Origin of the sequence: Mesorhizobium sp. M7A.F.Ca.MR.362.00.0.0 (genome assembly GCF_004023175.1) — a bacterium.
In the GTDB taxonomy this organism is placed as follows: Bacteria; Pseudomonadota; Alphaproteobacteria; order Rhizobiales; family Rhizobiaceae; genus Mesorhizobium.
Window position 1 is genome coordinate 1 of the sequence record NZ_RZTF01000106.1, and the last position, 17,185, is coordinate 17,185.

Below are 17,185 nucleotides of genomic sequence, written 5' to 3' on the forward strand. Positions count from 1 at the left end.
CAACGGACCAGGCGATCAAGGAAAGGTGCATCATGAAGCATTCGAGTTCTGCGGACAGGTCATGCCATCTGGCCACCGGGACCTGGGCGGTGATCAGGGTGGATTTGCGGCGATAACGTTCCTCGACGAGTTCGAACAGATGGAAGCGCTGTTGGTCGGTGAGGCTGTGGGTTCCGAAGTCGTCGAGGATGAGCAGTTGCGCGCGGGTGAGCTTGTGGATGAGGCGTGGAAAGCGGCCATCGAGACGGGCGAGTGTCGTTGAAGGCGCCTTTGGTATCCGTCGGATCTGGCGGGCATATGCGGCTCCGAACTTGCCTGTCCATTCGCCCATGGTCTGGAAGGAGACCGCGTGCCGCGAACGGCGAGCATGTCCTCGACATGGCGAAGGCTGAGCGGAAGGCGGGACTAGCGCCACACCGCATCGCTGATGATTTCACCCGGAAAGCGATGGCGCTTGCAACAATGACCGGCGGGGTCGGCAGGACGTTCGGTCATGGCGCGACTTAGGACGCCAACCTTCACGCCGAGTTAAGGCGACGGTACCCGACAGCGGTTCAAACTGCCGATCTGAATGGCGCGCGGTGCACTATGGCCAAATCGGCACCCAATATCACCAATGCAATTCAAGGCAAAACTACAATTGAAACCATTCAATATTTGACATTCCTACAAACGATTGGCAAAACCAAAACAACAAGCACAAACAAAAAGGTTTGTTGAGCAAATTGTGGCCTATATGATTGGGGAAATACAATCGTCTCCCTAAGACAAATTGCTCACATATTATAGGAAATATATTACATGTGCTCAAGTCCATCTAGGGGGTTAAGTAGCAACAAGTTGCTCGCGAAAGTGGCAGTTGCGATTTCAACGCTAGCCATTGTCTCGATTGGGCAGGGCGATGCCGCTGCCAATGCTGGAATGTTTGAGCAAAGCGACCACGGGGCGCTCATCGAGGTAAGAAGAGGCGCCACCAGCCGCGCGACGCCGCACGAAAAGCTGCATTTGGCGCAGTTCTATTTCGATGCTGAGGCCGAAGCTGTCCCGGCCGAGCGGGGCCAGGCTCCGGTCTCCTGCGCGAGTCTGAATGGTCTGTCGCTGGCTACGGGCACGGCAATCGCCAGCGAGACAAATTCTGTACTGGAATTTACAGGCGCGTCGACCGATGAAGCCGCCTTCCGTCATCCCTCCTCATCGGCCCGTGCGACCAAACGCGCGCGAGACCTTCTGTCGAGGCGGCTCAGTTTGCCCTCTCTTCCGACGGCGCGCAGCATGGCAAAAGACCTCACCTATGACCAGAGGAATATGTATTGGCTTGCCGCCGATTTTGGACGGCGATTTGCTTCGAGGCCAGGCGTACGCAAATCAAGCTTAGACCAGTCAATGTTTGTTGATCTCTTCACTGCGATGATTCAGCGAGAGAGCAACTTCAATCCTCGCGCGGTTTCGTCGGCTGGTGCTGTCGGGCTCGGCCAGTTGATGCCGCGTACCGCATTGGATCTCGATGTCAAGAATCCGTTCTCAGCGCAGCAAAATCTCGAGGGCGCCGCCACATACTTGACAGAAATGCTCGATGAGTTCGGCTCCTTTGAACTTGCCCTCGCTGCCTATTACGCTGGGCCTGCAGCTGTGCGCAAGCACGGCGGCATTCCGCCCTATCGGGAGACCCGGCAATATGTGTCGGACATCCTTCACGCTGTCAGTGTCGAGCCGAACAATATCGCAGTTCAAATCGCAAGAGCGGGGAGGATGCGCCGCCCCATCTGCTTTCGCTAGTGACAGATGCCGATCAACGTCCCGGTGACAATGCTGCGACGGACGCATTTTTCACACTGTCTTGCAGCCGCGCAGGTCGGCCATAATTAAACGTCCTATGTATATAGAATTAGGACCCGGATGGGTCGGCAAAGAGGAATAGCGGAATGTCAACGCCAAAGCTTAAAGTGAAAACGCTTACAAAAATGTCGGTCGAGACACTTGGAAATATAATCAAGAGCGTTTGGCGGCTTTTGCCCGCAGTGTCTGCGGCAGTTTTGTTGACGATTATTTTTATTACGCCGAGTGCTGCGCAGGATTTCAATGGTGTGACAACATTCCTTCAGGCGATTGTGGAAGCGATAACCGGGCCAATCGGGGTTTCAATCTCTGCCTTGGCCGTCATCGCCGTTGGCTTCTCTTTTATGACTGGTCGCATGGACTGGACCTTCGCAGTCTCAATCATCATGGGCATCGCGATCGTGTTTGGCGGCGCAAGTTTCGTCCAGGGCCTAGCCGCACGCTAATCCGGTTCGGCGCGGATGCCGTGAAACTACCTCGCGAGCCATAAGAGGAGTACAGACCATTCAACGTACAACGCTTTTTATAGGCTTGACGCGCGAAGTCGCCTTTGCGGGATTGCCGGTCGTGTATCTGGTTGTCCTCATAGGCGTCGTAATGCTCGGCTTCATCATAACCAAATCATTCATCTATCTGTTGGTCGTGGGCAGTGTTGGCTACGCCGCTTTGCGTACCCTAGCAGCCTATGACCCAAAGATCATCGACGTTTTCATCGCAACCGTGAAAAGCACGCGCATGCGCCCGGCACTCCTGAATAGTGAAGGCCTAGTATATCATGCATAGGTTACTACGATCCGCTCACGAATGTGAACAACTTGCAGTCAACCTCCCATATGTCAGCATCGTGGACGATGGCACCCTCATGTTACGCGATGGCGATATAATGGCCGCTTTTGCTGCCGAAGGGGTCAATGCCGACACGATCGATAGCCGGCATACGATGGAGCTGAGTAACGCATTCTCACGCTTCATTGCACAGCAACGCGGTGACGTTGGATATTATGTCCATCGCATCTCTGCTGAAACTAGACCCAAGATGCGACAGGTCAAAGGAGATCGTTTCAACGAGGAGATTGATCGGCGCTGGCGAAATTATCTCGAGACTATAGGGTTGCGCGACCGGGTTACGATGGTCACTATTGTGATCCGACCGCCGAAGAGGCTGGCCAAGATACTCAATATGTTTGGCAACGCGGAGGTCTACAGTCGTGAAGAGGTCACTGCGCGCGCAGTTCGCCTCGATCAGATGATTAACACCTGCATGGTTAACGTAAGTTTGGCAAAGCCTCGTCGGCTATCCGTCTCGGATGGTGAGTGGCTTAGTTTGTTGCGTACCGCGATCGACGGATCAAGTGGGCGCCTTATTGCTGGCGAGAAGTTCGTCCCTGTCGCTGACCTCTTGGCGAGTTCGACGGTCACGTTCCGCGGCAACGTCTTCGAATGCGACAACCCCAACCCAAGTCTCAAACGCTTCGGAACCATCATATCCGTAAAGGACTACCCCACCGAGACTTATCCCGGCATCTTCGACAGGCTTAGCCTGCCTTACGATACCGTGGTTTCTCAGAGCTTTACGCCGATCGACAATATTGCCGCCCAAGCTAAAATCGCTCGTGTGCGCAAGCGGATGAAGGCGGCGGAGGATGCGGCTATCTCTTTGATGGCGCAACTCGAAGAGGCCGAGGACGATATTGCATCCGGCCGCGTCGCCTTTGGCGACCACCATTGTAGCATCGCTGTATTTTGCGAGACTCAGGAGGAGCTTGAGGCGGCCATGGCTTACGTCACGCGCGCCATGCAAGACGCGGGTTCTGCAATTGTTCGCGAGAACTTCTCTGCCCGCGCCGTTTATTTTGCTCAACATCCCGGTAATTTCCGCTATCGCACACGAGCGGAAATGATCTCCTCGCAGAATTTTGCAGAACTTTGCGCCATGCACGGCTTGCCGAAAGGCAATCCACCCGAGCTATGTCCTTGGGGCGACTGCGTAACAACATTGCCCACAGCTCGCGGCGAGACGTTCCGCTTCAGCTTCCATTTGCCGGGCAAGGCAGGTCAGCGCACGGTCGGGCATACGCTTGTGCTTGGCCAAACCGGGTCTGGCAAGACGCTTAGTACAGCTTTTCTGCTCAGTCAGGCCCATCGGCTTGGCGCTCGGATCATAGTCTTTGACAAGGATAATGGTTTCGAGATGGCGGTCCGTGCCATGGGCGGAACCTATTCCTCCGTGCGTATGGGGCAGGAAACGGGCTTCAACCCTATGCAAGCGGAGGCAGATAGCCGCGGTGCGGCATGGTTGTCCGATTGGCTTTCCGTATTGGCTGACAACGAGGGCGGACGGCTAAATCCGTTGCAATTTCAGGCACTCCATGATGCCACTCAGGCCAACGCAACGGCTGACCTCCGCCTACAGAACTTCGCGCAGTTCCGCAGCCAGCTGCGTGCGACTGACGATGATGGTGATCTTTATAACCGACTTGGCCGCTGGGACGAGAGTGGTCAATTCGGCTGGCTGTTTGGGGGTAAGAGTATCGATTCTCTTGCCTTCGATAGTCGGATCACCGCTTTTGACCTCACGGAGATTTTCGACAACGACACCATCCGCACCGCGTGGCTTAGCTATGTCTTTCGACGGGTGGAACGGCTCGTAGAAGACGAGGCTCCAACATTGCTGGTTCTTGATGAAGCCTGGAAGCTGCTCGACGACTCATATTTTCAACTGCGCCTGAAAGATTGGATGCTAACCATGCGCAAAAAAAATGTTGCAGTCGTTCTCCTGACTCAACGTGTGTCCCACATCACCAACAGCGCTGCGGGCGATGCGATACTGGAGAGCGCCGTCACGCGTCTGGTCTACCCAAGTTCCTACAACACTGAAGCCGAACTCGCGCCGCTCAATCTCACGCCGATGGAAAGTGCTTTCCTTCGGATAAGCAACGTGGACAACCATTTGGTCCTATTGAAATCGGGCGGCGACAGCGTCGTTCTTGATTTCGCGCTCGGAGCGATCGGTAAGGGTATCGAGATCTTGGGGGGTGGGCGAGGGGGGAAAGCGCACGCAGGATGGCGTGACAGGCCAAACTTTCAAATGGAAATGCTGCAATGAAGATCTCTCTGATTTTTCTCACAATGATCCTAGCCCCCCTTACTGCCTGCCAAGCCGTTCCCGTAGTGCGCAAGAACAATTGTGTCTGCGCCTGGGAAACACTTGAGCTCCAAACCAAAGGAGTTGTGTCATGAGAGCTGCTTTCCCGACAGTCATTGTGTCTGGTATTTTGCTTGCAGCCGCCGGCTCGCTGGTGCGGGAGGCCAGGGCCCAGGAAAGCCAGATCACGCCTGCTCCCCTGCCTTCTATTGGAGTGGTCCCCGCCGCTCCGGACGGCGCACAGGTGACCTTCGACAAGAACGCCGTTGAGTTGCTGACGTACTTGGTAGAAATGTGCCGGCTGTTAGGGGGTGGTATGAGCCAGCTTGTAGCATCCGCGCAGACAGCAGAGCATCTGCTAATTGAGAATCGAGAAGTGGGCAAAGCGCTGCTTTCTTCCATTTCAGGCCCGAAGCGTTTCCCGGTGAACAATGGCAAGGCTGACGTCGCGGCCCGTGAAGGAGGGCCGAGTTTGCGGGAAATGGTTGACGATGCACTGAATGGCCGCGGAGTTGGCCCGGGAGGCATTCAGGCGGCCCTTACCGAATTTCGAGCTCGCTATCGCTTGGATCAGGCATTTGCGCTGCACAACGACCAGCACCTCAGTAAGGTCATCATTGCGAATGGATCGGCTCGGGGCGCAGTGGCGGCCTCTACTGCGGAGGAATCCTACAAGCGTGCCAACGCCAGCATGGGGAGGATCACTGGCTATATCACCGCGCTCGAAAACAGCAACGACTTAAAAAGCAGCGTTGACATCAACACACGCGTGATGATCGAAATCGCGCAGCAGATCAATGAAACACTGCGCACCCAAGCCGCGATCGCATCGCTGGCAGGATCGTACTTCATGGCATTAGGCGCCGAGTCCGCCGAGCCGGCCGCCATCCGCGATCTTCTCGATTTTAACAGGTAATGCGCGGTGGGTGTGATTTCAAACATTACTCGTACACTCGACTCGACGCTTGTCGACTATGCGCAAGTAGTTTTTGAGGGAGTTGCAGAGCCGATTAGGGATCTGCTCGGCGCCATGGCCTTGGTCTCATTGTTGCTTATCGCGATAAATCACTTAGTCCAATTAAGAACTATAAATTACTCCGTGTATCTACATTGGGCGTTGCGATATATAATGATATATTCCTTTGCAACAATGTGGGTAAACTTTGAAGGCATCTATTCGATGCTTATTGATGTACCAAACAATTACGCAGCCATTATGATGCATGCGGCCAAAATGCCAATCAAGAACGTTGATCCCGCTTTTCTCGATCCTGAGCGGATGTCGGACACATCTTCAGCGATGGATGAGTTCGCCCATGCAGTCCTATACCTATCTGGGAAATACATAGAAGATTTTTCGATTTGGCACGTCGGCAAGTCATTTCGTAACGTTTTTATTGGTGTGTTATTCCTAATTGTTGGCGCCTTCTTTACCGCCGCTTGCGCGATTATTGTAATGATTGCCAAAATTGGATTCGCCGTGTCGATCAGCCTAGCGCCACTAGCTATCATCATGCTGATGATGCCTCAAACGAGTCAGTATTTTGAGAGTTGGACCCGCTTCACGACGGGTTTCGTGGTCCTCCCACTGCTGACCGCGACCCTTATGGCTATTGTGCTGTATATCGCCGCTGAAGTCTATGTGTCATCCCGCGGTAATGATTTCGCCTTCATTTTCATCATCATGGCGGCGACGGTTCTCCTGTTCATGATCCCAACCATGGCAAGTTCCCTGGCCTCTGTTTCGGTCGCAGCTGTAGGAGCCGGTGCGGTCACTGCCGCAGCTTACATGGCCAAGAGTGCTGCAATGAGAGTGCACGGCGGCAGTCAACGATTGCGAGACGGCATAAGTGTGGCAGGCGCCGCACGTGAGGCTGGAGCCTCGCCGGCGGCGGCGGCATGGTCGGCGATCAGTGCGATGCGCCAAAGCGCCCATATCCGGCAGCAGCGTCTCGATGAGCGTCTTGCTCGTCGCGCGATCGGCCTGTCGTCATCGAAATCGAATGCTACGAGAGATCCTCCGATGGCTCCTCCGACTCACCCTCTCGCTCAATACGGCAACCGAACCGTATCTCCCGAATAAGACCGCTGACCCGCAACGGAATCGGTAACGCAACCGAATTAGGAGAGACGTGTGTCTGAACTACAGCACGGATTTGAAGACGAGGTCTTTTTTAGCCTTCGCGAACAGCGCAACAACTGCGCAAAGATCGCAGTTGGTGCCACTGCCGCTAGTCTCTTGTCCTTGGTGGCTCTAATAGTCATGCTGCCGCTCAAACAAACTAAGCCCTATGTAGTGATGGTAGACAAGACCACCGGCGAGGCTGAAAAGATCGTTGAGGTGCAGCCCACCTCGCTGCAAGGGCAGGAGGCTGTCCTTCAGGCGGAACTCGTTTCCTATGTCGTCGACCGGGAAACCTACGATCCAGCTGACAACAACACCCGCATTCCTGACGTTATGGCTCGCTCATCCGACAGTGCCGCGCAAACCCTAGCGCAAACATGGCGTTCGGAGTCAGAGCAATATCCGCCCACACTCTACGGCAAGAACGTTCGCGTGCGTGTTGTCGTCAAATCTGTCTCCCTGACCCCGAGGGGGCGCAACCCAGCGGATCTCGCGCGTGTGCGCATTACCAAATACCGTGAAGAAAAGGGGCGAGACGTAGTTAAGCGCAGTTTCCTTGCCACAATTGGCTATCAGTTCAAGCCTGGACAAAGGTCCACCTTGGAGGCGGTGTGGAAAAATCCGCTTGGGTTCAACGTCTTGTTCTATCGGATCGATGCGGAAACGGCTGGCTGATGATAGTTAACACAAAGACAAGCAAAAATGTATAAATTCATCTATATTTACTTACTCTACGTCGTGATTTCGGTGAATTCGGCAATGGCTGAGCAGTCGCCGGTGGGTTTTGCGTCGGACGTGCGGATAAAACACTACGTGTACGACGAAAGAAACGTATATAAGCTTAACCTATATATTAAGTCGGTCACAGCTATTCAGTTCGCTGAAGGAGAAAATGTCGAATCAATTCTCATCGGAGACAGCGCTTCCTGGGAGGTGATCAGGCTGAAGAGAGGCAATGTGATCAGTCTGAAGCCTATTATCGACAAAGCGCTCACCAATATGACAGTCTACACTGATCAGCGCGTCTATACATTTGAGATACGTTCGGTCGGCCAGATAAGCGCAGGAATGGCGGCGGGCGCCGACCAGGCATTCCGGGCCGTCTTCACCTATCCTCATGAGTTGAAGGCAGTGGGCAATAGCCCTGCCGCAGTCGCTCCAGCAAACCACGGCTACATGGTTTCGGGTGACGCCCGGTTTCGCCCGCTCGCCGTCACAGACAATATGTTGCAGACGACGTTTGTCCTGCCCAGGGGCGCGCCCCAACCGGCAATTTTTAAGGTCGATCATGATCGGGTGGAAAAGCTGGTCAACTCGCGCAGTCAAGGCGATCGCATCATCGCCGACGGAACCAGCGACTACTGGGTGATGAGAATCGGCAATGACACTGTGTGCGTAGGCAAAGCGAATGCTGTGCATTCGGCAAAACCACGGTGGAGAGGTTTGGTACATGACAGATAGCTCGCCCGACATCGGCCATCGACAGGATCCCGGCGGAGCGGAAGCGGCGGCGGACGCGGATCATGAACGAGAAAAACTGCTTAAAAAACGGCGAGCCCGGCAAACGGGTAAATCTAAGCGCAGCAGAGGCCGTGCGCTCTTTGTTGCCGCCGCGCTGCTCGCCGGGGCCATAGCGTTCGGGACGGCGCTCGGCCCGAACCAAAGGGCGGCGATCCTCGGCTTGCATGATGACGATGAGCAGAAGACGTTGCAGATTGATCTGGAAGTTGATCGCTCGACCAAGGAAAGCCCAACGCTTGATTTTTCCGTTCCTGAGGCGCAGCCAATAGCGATCGAACCAAAGGCCGACGAGATAGACAAGAGATTCAATGAACTAAGCAATAAAATCGACCAAGTAGCCAGAACTAAAAAACAGAATAACATTTCGGTCGCCGACGTTCAAGAATTACTTGGGCGCTATACGAAGCAAATGATGCGAAGTCTTCGCTCGGAGCGGGATGAGGTAGAGGTGGAAAATGCACGTTTGCGCGGGGAAGCCTTGCGGCTGGAAAAAGAGCACAAAGGCTCCGATGAGGCTGCTAAGCTCAACGCCGAAAATCATCGACAATTCCAAGAAATCGATACCAAGCAAAGGGAGTCGAATGGTGTTGTCATGGATGAATCCAGCGCGCGCTCCGCGTCAGGCGATGGTGCCCCACAACATTCCCAAGACCGGGGTGCGAACGACCGGTCCCTTGCAACCGGTACTGCCTCTGAAGCAGAGACCTCTGTATCTCGCACTCTCCCTGATCCGTCGCGTATGGTCGCTCAGGGCACGATGATCTCCGCCGTACTTGAAACTGCTATTAATACGGAACTGCCAGGAAACATCCGGGCGCAGGTTATCGAACCGGTATTCTCCTTCGACGGATCTCGTATTCTGCTGCCCGCAGGGACAAGATTGATTGGCACCTTCGGGAACAGAGACGATATTGAGCAAAAGCGCGTGTTAGTCGGATGGGATCGGGCTCTCACTCCCGAAGGCAAGTCGATCGCGCTCGGCTCCATAGGTACGGACCTGCTTGGTCGCGCCGGCACCGAAGGAAACGTAGATAACCGCTACGCCAAGAAGATAGGTGCGGCTGTCCTCATCAGTACCATCAGCGCATTGCCTTCTATCATTCCCGCGATGACAGGCAGCAGCAGGTCCTCCGGAGATGGTGGCGCGACGATCACGGTTGAAGGACGAGGGGGTTTGGGTGACGCCAATCGGGATGGCCAAGTCACGTCGAACGTTGCCAGAACACTCAGCGACCAAAGTGAGGATATTGTGAACAAGTACCTCTCCTTACCTCCTGTCCTTCGTGTCCCGCAGGGCGAGGAAATTCGCGTCTTTGTCAATCGAGATCTCATTATTCGATGAATGATCAGCAGCTTAAAAATAGCATTTCGTACGTGGAACAGTACTTACACCCACTCAAAGACCATCTAGTACATGCTAGTATCAATGAGTTGGCGATCAATCCAAACGGCTCGATCTTTGTTGAGGAGGCCGATTCGATATACATGCGTGAGATCGGCGTGACCTTGCCGCCCCAGGCCATTAAGCGGCTTGGAGCACAGTTAGCCGGAGAGACCCGAAACACGCTCGGGGCACTTAATCCGATTGTCTCAGGCCGCGTTATGGTTTGGGGGAACCCGCAGCGTGTGCAGGTGGTCGTCGAACCTGCAATAGAACAAGGCGTATCGCTGTCGATTCGAAAATATCTGGCGCGGACTTCGGAAAGCGCAGATATTGACTACGTCGACGGACGACAGATCATGGTGGATGCTGTTCGGCACGAACGCCATCGGGCAATCGCCGATGCCGCCAAGGCTGGCGACCTGAAGAGTCTGTTCCGACAGGCCGTTGACGAAAAATTCAATATTCTGATTTCGGGCGGAACGTCGTCTGGCAAGACTACGGTGGCGCGCGCTTTACTGGCGATGGCAAACCCTGCCGAGCGGATCATCACCATAGAGGATGCGCAGGAGCTTCATCCACCCCACAAGAACCAAGTTGGACTAATCGCCGACCGTAAGGGGGAATCCGCTCGCAGCCCATCGAACTTCTGGAGAGCTGTTTGCGAATGCGTCCCGACCGGATCATTCTTGGTGAAATCCGCGGCATTGAGGCTTATGACTTTCTTGAGGCGATAAATACCGGCCACCCCGGCGCGATAACAACTATACACGCCGATAGCCCCGAACTTGCTTTCGATAGACTGGCGCTCATGGTCATGCGCTCTGGTGTGCAGATGTCACATGGCGAGATAATCAAATATGCGAAAAAGACGATCGATTTGGTCATTCAGGTCGGCCGCCGCAACGGCAAGCGCGGTGTACTGGAAATCAACCTGCCTTCTCAGTCTAGTCCCTATGATTGCTTGGCCTGAGGGCTGTCCGTCTCCTATGCATGAGTCTCTGCGCCGGCCCAGCTGGCTTAACCCTCGTACGTTGTATATCGGATCACGGGCGCGCCTAAGGCCAAAAATCAGCGTGAGAGCTTCGACGCGGGCGAGTCGCGCGGGAAGACTGAAGGCATGGCGTGGGTCCCAACCACTGTGTTGAGGCGACGGATGGGGAGCGTGGTTCCAGACGGCCGTGACCGAAGTTCTCACCCAGCCCGCCAGACGGCGACAGATCCGGCTTCCAACGCCGTAACCTGAAGCCGACGGCCTTTTAGGCGGTGGAGCTTTCATCTTACCGGCTCACTGATGCGGCGCACTTTGCAACTTTGGTCACCTAGTCGCCCTCCCCGTGGGAAATGGCGCGGAAAACTCCAACCCCGATTCGAGGGGCGTTTAGCGGAGGCAGACAAACGCGAACAGCAATAGGCCACGGCGCTTGCCCAGCGCCTTAAACGGCAGCGCTACGAACTCAAGTTCCTTCGGTTACAGCCAACCAGGGCCGTGCAAATTGGAGGTGGCTGCTGCACCCAAATGCCTCCCGCTAAGCAGGAACTGCACTTGGAAGTTGCGGCCAAACCAACACCGACTAGAGGGGGGCGAGTGGAGAAAAGAATGAATGAAGCATGCAAGAGAGTAAACGTCCTTATAGTCGACGATGATCTCGCGTTTACCAAAAAAGTGGAACAGCACCTGCAGAGGTGCGACATGTCAACCACTGTGGCACATACGCCGGCGAAAGCGTTGGAAATATGCGAAAAGCGAGAGCCGGACGTCATCATCGCCAATTTGGATTTTGATCACAATAGTGGCGCCGAAATCTTGCGCAATCTCCGCGACGGTGGGAGCATACCCGTCGTCGTTACTGGGAACCACCGCAGCGAGAACGATCTGTTGGCCTGGCTAGAAGCCGGTGCAGACGAGTATTTGAGTAAGCCGTTATCAATGCGCGAGCTATCGATGCGCATCAACGCTCTTGTCAGACGGCGTTTGGCCACCTCCGTGCAAAACCAGCCAAAGACAGAATCGGGAAGATGGTTGTTCGGTGGATGGGAGCTCCGCTTGAGGACTCGACAGCTCCGTCACCCTTCGGGCAGGCCAGTACCGCTCACAAAGGGGGAATACACTCTTCTGGTTGCCTTCCTCGAGGCGGCGAATCAGCCATTGTCCCGAGAATTCCTTCAACGGGCCACCCGCATTCACGAGGACATCTTCGATCGCAGCGTCGATGTTCAGGTTATGCGCTTGCGCCGAAAGATCGAAGTGGATCCGCGTGCACCACAAATAATAAAGACCGCGCGGGGCATCGGTTATGTGTTCAGTATAGACGCCAATCGGGAATATACCAAGAGTCGGTTTTGACCGACATGGGCCTATTGGCGGATCCCGATCAATTTGTTGGTCTCGGAAGCTGCGAGGAGTTTCTGCCAGGCGCCGTAGGCCGCATCGAGACAGTGATTTCCCGGGCTGCTAGCGATCTTCCCTTAAAGTTCGTCTTGATAACAAGTTGCGCTTCAACACCGACGATGCGTAGCGATGTGCCATCTGTTTTGCTGAATGTGAACGCAGGCGATAAACGCTGCAACAACTTAAAAATGAGAAGGACAATGGACAATGGCCAACCGCACAAGAGAAGTTATGGCGGTCAGGTATCTGACGGACGTCATGCGAAGCCGAACTCCAGCCTATATTCCAGACGGCAGCATTGATAACGAATTAGAGTGGCCGCGACCCGTGCCTGGGCGGTCCTTGAAGGACGCCCTTGAAATCCGGATAGACCGGCTTCTAAGTCAAACCATTCCTGCCACGCCCGCATACAATAAACAACGGCTCTATGCGTTGAATGCAATACATCAGGCCAATCGTGGCCAGACGACAGAAAGCACTGACGTCAACGAACTCCGTCGCATCATTGATACGATCTGTGCAAAGCGCCCCATATTGCCGACAGTTGTTTCTCCATATGTTGCTGCCGCACTCCATGAGCAACTGCAGAAGTACGCAAGGATGAACGGAGGCGACCCGCGAGAATTCCCACACATTGAAATTCTGGGCCACAGACGGGATGAATTGCAGCTTCATGAATATGATGAAAGTTTTTCGAGCGGAACGCCCCGAAACCCAGAATTACAGAAGGCCACTCTGAGAGAGATCAACACTCTGTTAGACGAGATCGTGCCGGACGGCGCTTTTTTTAATAGTCTGCGTCAGGCGGTTGTAGACGAGATTTGCGAAAGTGGCGAAATGTTGTCACTCTGGGCTAAGCAGGAGTCGCAAATTGCGAAAACGAGGGCCAGAACCGGCGAAATAGGCTTTATCCCGAATTCCTATCACTATGGAAAAGTAAGGGCGATGAGCGCCTTAGCAGAGAAAATGGTTCCTTGGAGAGCGGAGTTACGGCCACAACAAAAACTGGCTCCAGAAACTGCTATAGACATCGCAACGCTCATACAGCGGCATTGCGACTTAACCCGGCAGCATGGTGACAACCGTTTTTTCTTGCCCAAGCAACTGCCAAAAGGGATTAAGGACTCAATACGTCGGGTGACTCCGCAGCGAGTGCGTTCCAATAGAGTCGCCAAGGAGATGGCAACGCGTGTTCTTGATGCCATGGACGCGGTCGTTGGCCCCCGTCGCGGAAACTTCGCGAGCCGTGCGTGGTTCCTTAAAACGGCGTCAGAACACAGGGAATACTGGTTGAAGCCAAACAGCACGGCCCTGGCAGAAGATTCCCCGACTCTCTTCTCCTTGGTCCGGAGCTATTCGGTCGTACTGAAGTCAAAGAGCTCGGAGATGGGGAGGCTGGTGCAAACAATAGAGGATTACCACCAAGCGTGGCAAGGTCGTCTGCGGGAGGTGCCAGAGGATCATGTGCTAAAGAGATTAGCTTTACCCGTTCGGTCGACCAAGATCGATTTGGATCATTCCGAAGCTATACTTGAACTAGCCAAGGCAGCCAATATGCCTGGTCAACAGAAACTCAAATTGGTGCACCGCAATGAGTTAGAGGAAATAGCGCCGGCTGGAAATCGTCCGCCATCCACATCAACAGAAAGCAATGCACCAACCCGCGCAATGCTAGAGTCTTCTGGCTCGTCCAGCCATAACGTCCACGGAGATGTTGAAATCGAAAGATCTCTTAATGGGAGAAAGCGGCCGCGCGACCTTGAAGAACGTGAGAGGGGCAACTCGATGAGCCGCTGAGACTGTCAATAACCACGGAATCGGGACCCTGGGTTTTCATGCAAAGGGGCTCTGGACACGCTCTCGCTGAGACGAGGCGCGCCTGGGCAGATCAATCTTGGCGCGGCCGTACATTCGCCGCTTGCTAGGGTTTGAGCTTGGTGATCTTGACCTGATGACCTGATGTGGTGGACGGCCTCCGCTCTCGGCATCGCAATGTGCCAAAGTGTGGCTGTCGAAAGTCACATGAGGGAGAGTCCGTCCATGGAGAAGATTACCACAATTGTGCAGGTGTTTCAGGTCCACGGCGTCAATGGCGCTAACGCTGTCGTTGTCCGTGCTGAAGGGCGAGACCGGCTGTCGGTGCCGCGGTCGGCCATCACGCAGGCGCGCGTGTCCCGAAACGCTCCGGCAGGCAATCGCGATGGGCAGTAGGACACTATTATCAGCGCTACCACTACCGCCGCCCGGGGGCCAGCATGGAATATATCCTCGGCCTGCACCCCGATCAATCTGTTAGTTATCTCGATCTTCTCGGCACTCCGAAATCTCTTCGTCACCCTGCATCAAAAACGATCCCCTGGCCACTCACATTCACCGCATACGCGCAATAGCGCAGACGGGCGCGGTTGCCTGATCTCGGAAAGCCGCGGGGGCAGTTCGATCACCGCTCGATAACGAGACAACTCCCCCTAAATGGATTAAAGCCCGAAACAGATGACCGCTGATCGAGCCAGACAGGAGACTTAAATGGTGGATTCGTCCGGCGCAACAGACCCTCTCAACATCGGCAATCTGCAAGATGATATGCTGAGAGAGATATGCAAGCGGGTAGTCAATCAAGCCGACAGCGTCGTAGCTTCCCAGAGAAGCATCAATGCGTTACGAAATGTCAATCAGAAGTTCCGAGCAGTTGTTGATAGCGAGTTTCGGGAAGAAACACGATCCGCTCGTTTCGAAGAGGCCATGATTGACGCGGGTAATTCAGCTGGAACTAGAACTGCAAATGAGATCATCATCTATCATGACGTGGACGGTCTGGCCACGAAGTACCGTATCAAAAAGTTAGCCGCGAAGCGCGACATCAACGCCGGAATGGATCCCCGTCACGCCATTGAGCGCAATGGCGTGGACGATCCGGTCGCGCAGAACACGATCTTCGGTACCGTCATCAAGCCCCATCCGCTTGTTGCCGCCGGGAAAGTTGCGACACGCGAAATTCGTGGCTTCTTTTTGGCAGCAGGACGGCGCATCAGGAACCGAGGCTCCGCGGGTAGGCTCACGCGGGAATTTATCAAATTGCAAGCCGGGATGCGCGACATCAACGCCGATCCCGAGATGGTTGCCGGTACCGCTATCGAGCGCTACGGCGTGGTCAATCAGGGCACGCAGAATATAATTAAAGAGCACGCCGCGATGCGCGACATCATGGCTGGGTTGGTTGCCGGTACTGCTATCGAGCGCAATGGCTTGGACAATGCGGTCGCGCAGAACACGATCAAAGAGCACGCCGCGGTGCGCGACATCACGGTTGGCATGGTTGCCGGTACCGCTATTGGGCGCAACGACGTGCACAATCCGCACGCGCAGGACCGTATCGAATGGCGCGCCGCGGTGCGCGACGTCACGGTTGGCATGGTTGCCGGTACCGCTATCGAGCGCAACGACGTGGACGATCCAGTCACGCAGGACCGAATCAAATGGCACGCCGCGGAGCGCGACATCAACGCCGGCGTGGCTGCCCGTATCGCCATCGAGCGCCATGGCGTGGACAATCAGGACACGCAGGACGATCTCAAAGAGCAAGCCGCGGTGCGCGCCATCAACGCCGGCGTGGTTGCCCGTATCGCCATCGAGCGCCATGGCGTGGACAATCAGGACACGCAGGACCGTATCAAAGAGCACGCCTTGAAACGCGACATCGACGCCGGCATGTCTGCCCCTACCGCCCAGGAGCGCCATAATTTAAATCCGAACAGCAGAAACCCGCACACCACCAGGGGGCTAGATGAACGTTCTCGTCAGGAGGAAGGACGTGGGCGCTGATCTTTGGACCAAATGCCCGCAACAAGGTAAAAGAAGTCCTGCCAAGGCAAGGCGACGGCACTGTAACGCTAACCAAGCATTGATCAAAATGTGGGATCTGGCGGCACCAGAGTTGCCCGTCGTGATCCAATTTATCGTCGCCACCGATTTTCCGGCCGAGGTAATTGCCCATGCTGTTTGGCTATATTTCCGGTCCGCTCAGCCTGCGGATGGTCGAGGATATGCTGGCAGCGCATGGCGTCGTCGTCTCTCACCAGACCGTGCGACTTTGGGCTGAGAAATTTGGCAGACACTTTGCCAATGATATCCGCAAGCGATCGGCGGGCAAGCTCGGCGACAAATGGCATCTCGATGAGGTTGTCATGACCATCGGCGGAAAGAAACACTGGCTTTGGCGTGCCGTTGCTTTGTTCTGGACGTCTTGGTGCAAAGCCATCGGAATAGCAAGGCGGCAAAGCGATTGATGTGCAAGCTCCCGAAAACACAAGGCCGTTCGCTGCGTGTAGTGATCACCGACAAGCTGCGTTCCTATGGTGCTGCGAAACGAGAGATCATGCCAGGCTTCGAGCATCGTTCTCACAAGGGACTGAATAATAGGGCGGAGAATTCTCATCAACCCCGTCCGAAGACGCGAGAGGATCATGAAGCGCTTCAAATCAGCGCGACAGCTTCAGCGTGTCGTTTCCATCCACGACCCGATCAGCAACCTTTTTCATATTCCCCGTCACGATATTCCATCCAACCACCATCGCGAATTGCAAGCAGCAGCCTTGGACACTTGGCGAGACGTCGCTCGCCTTCAAGCTGCCTGATCGCAGCAAATATCGTACTTCCTTGGCCCTGTCACACTGCACTAAATTAGGTTCTTCCTCACATTGTGTGGAGCGGCGGCAGCATTCGTGCTCTCAGCAGTTCAGGACCTGCCCGACCGTACATTGCAGTTTCGAAGTACCATGGCGATGT

The 17,185-nt window shown here is 54.9% G+C and carries 16 protein-coding genes and 1 pseudogene; 16 read left to right on the forward strand and 1 reads right to left on the reverse strand.

The window, feature by feature from the left end; all coding sequences use genetic code 11:
• On the reverse strand, nucleotides 1-331 hold a 331-nt coding region (locus EOC06_RS15440), incomplete at its 3' end, for an ATP-binding protein (RefSeq protein WP_281062079.1).
• 509 nt (nucleotides 332-840) lie between these two features.
• Here EOC06_RS15440 and EOC06_RS40815 point away from each other — a divergent pair.
• From EOC06_RS40815 to EOC06_RS15510, 16 genes and pseudogenes are all read left to right on the forward strand, one after another.
• Entirely contained in the window at nucleotides 841-1,776 is a 936-nt protein-coding gene (locus EOC06_RS40815) for a lytic transglycosylase domain-containing protein (RefSeq protein ID WP_245330115.1), read from the forward strand.
• Between the two features lie 146 nt (nucleotides 1,777-1,922).
• Nucleotides 1,923-2,282 (forward strand): TrbC/VirB2 family protein, encoded by a 360-nt coding sequence (locus tag EOC06_RS15450; RefSeq protein WP_245330116.1) that lies wholly within the window; start codon nucleotides 1,923-1,925, stop codon nucleotides 2,280-2,282.
• Between the two features lie 58 nt (nucleotides 2,283-2,340).
• Nucleotides 2,341-2,619: a VirB3 family type IV secretion system protein gene (locus EOC06_RS15455; RefSeq protein ID WP_095489358.1), complete on the forward strand. Its 279-nt coding sequence runs from the start codon at nucleotides 2,341-2,343 to the stop codon at nucleotides 2,617-2,619.
• Between the two features lie 100 nt (nucleotides 2,620-2,719).
• Nucleotides 2,720-4,942, forward strand: coding sequence for a VirB4 family type IV secretion system protein (locus tag EOC06_RS15460; protein WP_245330118.1), 2,223 nt, complete (start codon nucleotides 2,720-2,722; stop codon nucleotides 4,940-4,942).
• 130 nt (nucleotides 4,943-5,072) lie between these two features.
• The gene (locus tag EOC06_RS15465; RefSeq protein WP_095489360.1) at nucleotides 5,073-5,897 is read left to right on the forward strand and encodes a type IV secretion system protein; all 825 of its coding nucleotides are present in this window, start codon (nucleotides 5,073-5,075) and stop codon (nucleotides 5,895-5,897) included.
• A gap of 6 nt (nucleotides 5,898-5,903) precedes the next feature.
• Nucleotides 5,904-7,064, forward strand: coding sequence for a type IV secretion system protein (locus tag EOC06_RS15470; RefSeq protein ID WP_095489361.1), 1,161 nt, complete (start codon nucleotides 5,904-5,906; stop codon nucleotides 7,062-7,064).
• A 51-nt stretch (nucleotides 7,065-7,115) separates the two neighbouring features.
• On the forward strand, nucleotides 7,116-7,781 hold the full coding sequence (locus EOC06_RS15475) for a virB8 family protein (protein WP_095489362.1): 666 nt from the start codon (nucleotides 7,116-7,118) through the stop codon (nucleotides 7,779-7,781).
• A 27-nt stretch (nucleotides 7,782-7,808) separates the two neighbouring features.
• Entirely contained in the window at nucleotides 7,809-8,567 is a 759-nt protein-coding gene (locus EOC06_RS15480) for a TrbG/VirB9 family P-type conjugative transfer protein (RefSeq protein ID WP_095489363.1), read from the forward strand.
• Nucleotides 8,557-9,969 (forward strand): TrbI/VirB10 family protein, encoded by a 1,413-nt coding sequence (locus tag EOC06_RS15485; RefSeq protein WP_158302712.1) that lies wholly within the window; start codon nucleotides 8,557-8,559, stop codon nucleotides 9,967-9,969. Before EOC06_RS15480 ends, EOC06_RS15485 begins: the two co-directional genes overlap by 11 nt.
• Entirely contained in the window at nucleotides 9,966-10,745 is a 780-nt protein-coding gene (locus tag EOC06_RS15490) for an ATPase, T2SS/T4P/T4SS family (RefSeq protein WP_281062080.1), read from the forward strand. Before EOC06_RS15485 ends, EOC06_RS15490 begins: the two co-directional genes overlap by 4 nt.
• Nucleotides 10,676-10,981 carry an ATPase, T2SS/T4P/T4SS family gene (locus EOC06_RS44835; RefSeq protein WP_281062081.1) on the forward strand — a complete coding sequence of 102 codons (306 nt, stop codon included), beginning with the start codon at nucleotides 10,676-10,678 and terminating at the stop codon, nucleotides 10,979-10,981. Before EOC06_RS15490 ends, EOC06_RS44835 begins: the two co-directional genes overlap by 70 nt.
• A gap of 627 nt (nucleotides 10,982-11,608) precedes the next feature.
• Nucleotides 11,609-12,355 (forward strand): response regulator transcription factor, encoded by a 747-nt coding sequence (locus EOC06_RS15495; RefSeq protein ID WP_164898596.1) that lies wholly within the window; start codon nucleotides 11,609-11,611, stop codon nucleotides 12,353-12,355.
• A gap of 252 nt (nucleotides 12,356-12,607) precedes the next feature.
• Nucleotides 12,608-14,197, forward strand: coding sequence for a hypothetical protein (locus tag EOC06_RS15500; RefSeq protein WP_095489367.1), 1,590 nt, complete (start codon nucleotides 12,608-12,610; stop codon nucleotides 14,195-14,197).
• 243 nt (nucleotides 14,198-14,440) lie between these two features.
• Nucleotides 14,441-14,611, forward strand: a complete 171-nt coding sequence (locus tag EOC06_RS40175; protein ID WP_158302714.1) for a hypothetical protein — start codon at nucleotides 14,441-14,443, stop codon at nucleotides 14,609-14,611.
• Nucleotides 14,612-14,926: 315 nt separating this feature from the next.
• The gene (locus EOC06_RS15505; RefSeq protein WP_128308190.1) at nucleotides 14,927-16,222 is read left to right on the forward strand and encodes a hypothetical protein; all 1,296 of its coding nucleotides are present in this window, start codon (nucleotides 14,927-14,929) and stop codon (nucleotides 16,220-16,222) included.
• An 88-nt stretch (nucleotides 16,223-16,310) separates the two neighbouring features.
• A pseudogene (locus EOC06_RS15510) lies at nucleotides 16,311-17,034 on the forward strand (IS6 family transposase).
• Nucleotides 17,035-17,185 lie beyond the last annotated feature (151 nt).